The 6,371-nt window shown below is 55.8% G+C and carries 3 protein-coding genes, 1 tRNA gene and 2 rRNA genes (1 of these 6 cut by a window edge); 1 reads left to right on the forward strand and 5 read right to left on the reverse strand.

Features of this window, described 5'->3' with window-relative positions; all coding sequences use genetic code 11:
* Positions 1–9: 9 nt before the first annotated feature.
* Positions 10–780, reverse strand: a complete 771-nt coding sequence (locus tag AC5YUO_RS07715) for an amino acid ABC transporter ATP-binding protein (protein ID WP_496154824.1) — start codon at positions 778–780, stop codon at positions 10–12.
* Positions 781–839: 59 nt separating this feature from the next.
* Positions 840–1,670 (reverse strand): substrate-binding periplasmic protein, encoded by an 831-nt coding sequence (locus AC5YUO_RS07720; protein ID WP_496152888.1) that lies wholly within the window; start codon positions 1,668–1,670, stop codon positions 840–842.
* Between the two features lie 202 nt (positions 1,671–1,872).
* Here AC5YUO_RS07720 and AC5YUO_RS07725 point away from each other — a divergent pair, with 202 nt between their 5' ends.
* Positions 1,873–2,592, forward strand: coding sequence for a GntR family transcriptional regulator (locus tag AC5YUO_RS07725; protein WP_496152889.1), 720 nt, complete (start codon positions 1,873–1,875; stop codon positions 2,590–2,592).
* A 261-nt stretch (positions 2,593–2,853) separates the two neighbouring features.
* Here the strand turns inward: AC5YUO_RS07725 and AC5YUO_RS07730 are convergent.
* The 3 genes from AC5YUO_RS07730 to AC5YUO_RS07740 all read right to left on the reverse strand — a co-directional run.
* A tRNA-Met gene (locus tag AC5YUO_RS07730) sits at positions 2,854–2,930 on the reverse strand.
* Positions 2,931–3,092: 162 nt separating this feature from the next.
* Positions 3,093–3,207 (reverse strand): 5S ribosomal RNA (rrf, locus tag AC5YUO_RS07735).
* Positions 3,208–3,461: 254 nt separating this feature from the next.
* A 23S ribosomal RNA gene (locus tag AC5YUO_RS07740) occupies positions 3,462–6,371 on the reverse strand; it runs 26 nt beyond the window's last position.

Consider the following 6,371-nt stretch of genomic DNA (forward strand, 5'->3'; position numbering starts at 1 on the left):
GCCAAGCCCTCAATGCTTGATATGGAAGACGCGCTCGATGAACTCGCGTGTGCGCTCTTCCTTCGGCGAGCCGAGCACCTGTTCCGGAGGACCGTCCTCCACCACGACGCCGCCTGCGCAGAAGATCACGCGCGACGCGATGTTTTTCGCAAACCACATGTCATGGGTGACGATCACCATCGGCATCTGCTGCTGGGCGAGTTGCAGGATGACCTGTTCGACCTCGGCCACAAGCTCGGGATCGAGCGCCGAGGTGACCTCATCGAACAACATCAGTTTCGGATCGAGCATCAGGGCGCGGGCAATCGCCACGCGCTGTTTCTGGCCGCCGGAAAGCTGAGCCGGATAAGACTTTGCCTTTTGCGCCAGACCGAAGCGCGTCAGGAGCGCCATCGCCCTTGCCTCGGCCTCGGCTTTCTTCTCTCCCCGCACTTTCATCGGCGCGAGAATGAGATTGCCGATCACATTGAGATGGGGAAACAGCGTATAGTGCTGGAAGACCATGCCGATCGAGCGGCGGACCCTAGCGTCGATGGCCGTCTTTCCATTGCCGTTTACGGAAATATAGGGCTTGCCGCCGAAGACGACGGAACCGCTGTCGATCTGCTCAAGTCCCATCAGCACGCGTAAAAGGGTGGACTTGCCGCCGCCGGACGGGCCGATGACGACGACGCGGTCTCCCGCTTTCATCTCGATATCCAGCCCCTGCAGCACCTTCACCACGCCACCGTAGCTCTTGTGCAGCCTTTCGATTTTCACCAGCGAAGTCGCATCTGGCATCATCAGGTTCTCCTGTTCGGAACGGGCACGGAGCCGCCGCACGGCGGCTCCGGCACTGTTCAGTTGCCGGTCTTGAGAACCTGATCGACGGCCTTGCGGATCAAGGCGTCGACATGACCCGTTGCAACCCGCTCTTCGAGGAAGATGTTGACAACCTCGATATCGGCCGCAGAAAGCTGATGCGGCAGGCCGAAAGAGACGCCCTGCTTGGCGAGCGCCGGGGTCGGGTTCAGCGCCACGGCCCATTCCGGGTTCGACTGGGTGAAAAGCTGATTGGTATCGGAGGCGTCGACAAGGATATCCGCGCGGCGGGACACGACCGCAAGACGCGTTTCGTCGTTGGTCGGCAGGCGCAGAATCTGCGCCTTCTTCACGGCCGCCGAAATTGCCTTGTCCTGCGCGGAACCCGACATGACCGCCATGGTCACGTCTTGCTTGTCGAGATCGGCAACCGAGGTGGCGCCGGCCGGAATTTTCGGGTTCTGTTTATTGTAGGCGAGCGAAATCTGATATTCCATCGCCGGGATGGAGAATTGCACCGCCATGGCGCGGGTGGCCGTGCGGTTGAGCGCCAGCGATAAATCCCATTTTCCGGCCTGGAGACCCGCCACGATATTATCCCAGGTCGTATCGACAAATTCGGGGTTCACCTGCAGAACCCCGGCGAATTCCCGGCAAAGATCCGCGAAAAACCCGGAATATTCACCGCTGGCCGGATCACGCATGACGTAAGGCGGCGCGACGGCGGCGCCGCAGCGCAGCCTGCCGCTCTTCTGGACACCCTGCCAGTATCCTTCCGCCGTCTGGGCCATTGCCGCTGTGGCAAGCCCCGACACCAGGGCGAGCGCGACCGTTGCCCGCAGAGCGGGCCTTACCATCTTCGATAACATAAGCATTCCCCATTTTTTTAGCGCATAGGACGCGCGGTTCCACCCGTCGGATCTGGCCGTTCTTTTTGTCTTTTTCTGTCGGCTCCGTGTCGACTGATTAATTTATGTCGTCTCCGTGTCGACAAAGTCAAGCGGAAAATTTAACATTGCCGCCAGGCCGATTTTCTGGCCCAATGCCACTGGATGACGGAAAGGGACCTAAGTGTCTGACGAAATTGAAATGAAGCGGGTGCGCGGCACGGGTTGGAAAAATGTCTATGACACGCTGCGAAATGAAATCCTGGCATTGACCCTGCCGCCAGGGCAGCTTCTCGACGAGATGACGCTTGCCGAACGCTTCGACATGTCACGCTCGCCGATCCGCGAGGCATTGATCAGGCTGGCGGGCGAAGATCTGGTTGTGACGCTCTCCAACCGCAGCACCATCGTTGCGCCCATCGAGGTGGCAAGTTTTCCCAAATATGTGGAAGCACTTGATGTCGCCCAGCGCATGAACACGCGGCTTGCCGCCGCGCTGCGCACGGATGCTGACCTGAAGATCATCGCCAGACGCCAGAAGGAATTCGAGGCCGCGGTAAAAACCGGACAACATCTCAAGATGTCGGAGGCCAACAAGCAATTTCACATGGCGGTGGCCTATGCCGGCAAGAACGCCTATCTCGCATCTTTTTACGAGCGTCTCCTGAACCAGGGCCAGCGCATGCTGCATCTCCACTTCGAATATCTGGAGCGAACCGGTGACGGCTATCTCCTGACCGACGAGCACAACCTGATGCTGGAAGCGATCCGCGCCAAGGATGTGGAGCGCGCCGACGACCTGGCGCACGCCCACACGCGGCAGTTCCAGGACAACTTCATTCGGTTTCTGCGGGAGAACTATACGACTGACGTTTCGCTTGGCTCCAGTGTCGCCGCGGAATAGTCAAGTCGGCCTCGGAATATCCGGGAATCGGTAATACGCCCATCCACTAGCGACAGGATACTGACCCTGCCAGCCATTCCCGCGCCTTTACAAAGCGTGGCCAGCCCTTTCATGGAATCCACGGCCATTCTGGATAAGCAGTTGGCTGCGCTGAAGGGCGACGACTATGCGGATAAGCTTTGTAGCGGCGAGCTTGAGTTGTAGCAGCAACGCCAAAAGGGCTCCGAGTTTCCCCGGAGCCCTTTGATAATTGGATAGATTTGGTTGCGGGGGCAGGATTTGAACCTGCGGCCTTCAGGTTATGAGCCTGACGAGCTACCGGGCTGCTCCACCCCGCGGCACCAGCGAGAAGTCGGAAGAACTTGTCGCCTAGATCTGGTTTTTGCTTTTGGCAAAGAACCGAAGTGATTTCATTATAACACAAAGGCCGCTTACGCGGCCTGTTGATTTGGGCGCTGGCCCTTATTTGTGAATGAGAAGATTTGTGTTGCGTTTTGCAGACCTGGCAGCGACCTACTCTCCCGCGTCTTGAGACGAAGTACCATTGGCGCTGGGGCGTTTCACGGCCGTGTTCGGAAAGGGAACGGGTGCAGCCGCCCCGCGATAACCACCAGGTCGGCAAAACGCAACATGCTCCATGTTTTCACATGGAAACTGCTGTTTCGAGAAGCTGGAGAGCCAAGGCTCTATTTAATTTACACGTCTTTCTGTGACCCATCCTCATGTTGCCTTGCTCGAGATCGAGTTTGGCAGCCATACAGGACGCTAGTCCGTCGCCGGTTGTCCGGCGCGCCGTCCGCAGGGCCTTTGGCCCGTGAGGACAGAAGATGATGTCATCAAGCTTTGCTTGATGAACATATTCAATGGGAACGAAGAAGTCGATCGAGCTATTAGTAACGGTAAGCTTCACACATTGCTGTGCTTCCACACCCGTCCTATCAACGTGGTCGTCTTCCACGGCTCTGATAGGGAACACTCGTTTTCAGGTTGGTTTCCCGCTTAGATGCCTTCAGCGGTTATCCATTCCGTATATAGCTACTCTGCTATGCCCTTGGCAGGACAACAGATCCACCAGAGATACGTCCATCCCGGTCCTCTCGTACTAGGGACAGATCCTGTCAATATTCCTACACCCACGGCAGATAGGGACCGAACTGTCTCACGACGTTCTGAACCCAACTCACGTACCGCTTTAAATGGCGAACAGCCATACCCTTGGGACCTGCTCCAGCCCCAGGATGCGATGAGTCGACATCGAGGTGCCAAACAACCCCGTCGATATGGACTCTTGGGGGTCATCAGCCTGTTATCCCCGGCGTACCTTTTATCCGTTGAGCGATGGCCCTTCCACACGGGACCACCGGATCACTATGACCGACTTTCGTCTCTGCTCGACTTGTCAGTCTCGCAGTCAGGCTAGCTTATGCCATTGCACTCGACGACCGATTTCCGACCGGTCTGAGCTAACCATCGCGCGCCTCCGTTACTCTTTCGGAGGCGACCGCCCCAGTCAAACTACCCACCATACACTGTCCCGGATCCGGATGACGGACCGCGGTTAGACATCCACGAAGATAAGGGTGGTATTTCAAGGATGGCTCCACAGGAACTGGCGTCCCTGCTTCAAAGCCTACCACCTATCCTACACATGCCTTGGCGAATGCCAGTGTAAAGCTATAGTAAAGGTGCACGGGGTCTTTCCGTCTGACCGCAGGAACCCCGCATCTTCACGGGGAATTCAATTTCACTGAGTCTATGTTGGAGACAGCGGGGAAGTCGTTACGCCATTCGTGCAGGTCGGAACTTACCCGACAAGGAATTTCGCTACCTTAGGACCGTTATAGTTACGGCCGCCGTTTACTGGGGCTTCAGTTCAGAGCTTGCACCCCTCCCTTTAACCTTCCAGCACCGGGCAGGCGTCAGACCCTATACGTCGTATTGCTACTTCGCAGAGCCCTGTGTTTTTGATAAACAGTCGCTACCCCCTGGTCTGTGCCACCCCATCATACTTGCGTACAAAAGGGTCACGCTTCTTCCGAAGTTACGCGTGCAATTTGCCGAGTTCCTTCAACATAGTTCTCTCAAGCGCCTTGGTATACTCTACCTGACCACCTGTGTCGGTTTCGGGTACGGTCTATACGGTGGAGCTATTTCCTGGAACCTCTTCGCCGCCCAACCAATCCAATAAGGTTGAACAACACACGAGATCCGTCACTACCACCAGGCCCACGAATATTAACGTGGTTCCCATCGACTACGCGTGTCCGCCTCGTCTTAGGGGCCGGCTAACCCTGCTCAGATTAACTTTAAGCAGGAACCCTTGGTCTTTCGGCGAGGGAGTCTCTCACTCCCTTTATCGTTACTCATGTCAACATTCGCACTTCCGATATCTCCAGCAGCCCTCACGGGTCCGCCTTCACAGACTTACGGAACGCTCCGCTACCACATGCCTTACGGCATATCCTCAGCTTCGGTGCATGGCTTTAGCCCCGTTACATTTTCGGCGCAAAGACCCTTATTTAGACCAGTGAGCTGTTACGCTTTCTTTAAATGATGGCTGCTTCTAAGCCAACATCCTGGTTGTTTTGGGATCCTCACATCCTTTCCCACTTAGCCATGACTTGGGGACCTTAGCTGGAGGTCAGGGTTGTTGCCCTTTTCACGACGGACGTTAGCACCCGCCGTGTGTCTGCCGACTAGTACTCCTCGGTATTCGGAGTTTGGTTAGGATCAGTAAGACGGTGAGTCCCCATAGCCCATCCAGTGCTCTACCCCCGAGGGTATTCGGTCGACGCTCTACCTAAATAGATTTCGCGGAGAACCAGCTATTTCCGAGTTTGATTGGCCTTTCACCCCTAGCCACAAGTCATCCCGAACTATTGCAACAGTTATGGGTTCGGCCCTCCAGTTGGTGTTACCCAACCTTCAGCCTGCTCATGGCTAGATCACTCGGTTTCGGGTCTAATGCAACTAACTAAAATCGCCCTATTCAGACTCGCTTTCGCTGCGCCTACACCTACCGGCTTAAGCTTGCTAGTTACACTAAGTCGTTGACCCATTATACAAAAGGTACGCCGTCACCCTTGCGGGCTCCGACTGTTTGTAGGCATCCGGTTTCAGGTTCTATTTCACTCCCCTCGTCGGGGTGCTTTTCACCTTTCCCTCACGGTACTTGTTCGCTATCGGTCATGCACGAGTACTTAGGCTTGGAGAGTGGTCTCCCCATGTTCAGACAGGATTTCACGTGTCCCGCCCTACTCAAGGACAATGACTGTTCTACGCGTAAGGGGCTATCACCCTCTATGGCCGACCTTTCCAGATCGTTCCGCTTTATTCATCATTGCCACTGGCCTGGTCCGCGTTCGCTCGCCACTACTTGCGGAGTCTCGGTTGATGTCCTTTCCTGCAGGTACTTAGATGTTTCAGTTCCCTGCGTTCGCTTCTTACCCCTATGTATTCGAAGGTAAGATACCTTATAACAATACCTAGAAACCTCTTTTGCCGAACCCTCATGCCCCGCTTCCGGGGTCTCTTTTGTCCTCACGGCCGAAGGCCTGCGGACGGCGCGCCAAACGATTGGCGACGACCTATCGGTCTGTATGGGAAGTCCCATGCAAACCGATCAAAAGTCTTATTCAAGGTGTCTGCAAAACAGATTTTCTAGGTATTTAAGGTGGGTTGCCCCATTCGGAGATCCATGGATCAAAGCTTATTCGCAGCTCCCCACGGCTTTTCGCAGCGTATCACGTCCTTCTTCGCCTGTGCATGCCAAGGCATCC

Source organism: Agrobacterium sp. LEGMi-208b (assembly GCF_059511785.1).

Excerpts from the sequence above, each read along its gene's own strand:
- AC5YUO_RS07715 (WP_496154824.1), bottom strand. The coding sequence starts at position 780 with ATGCCAGATGCGACTTCGCTGGTGAAAATCGAAAGGCTGCACAAGAGC.
- AC5YUO_RS07720 (WP_496152888.1), bottom strand. The coding sequence starts at position 1,670 with ATGTTATCGAAGATGGTAAGGCCCGCTCTGCGGGCAACGGTCGCGCTC.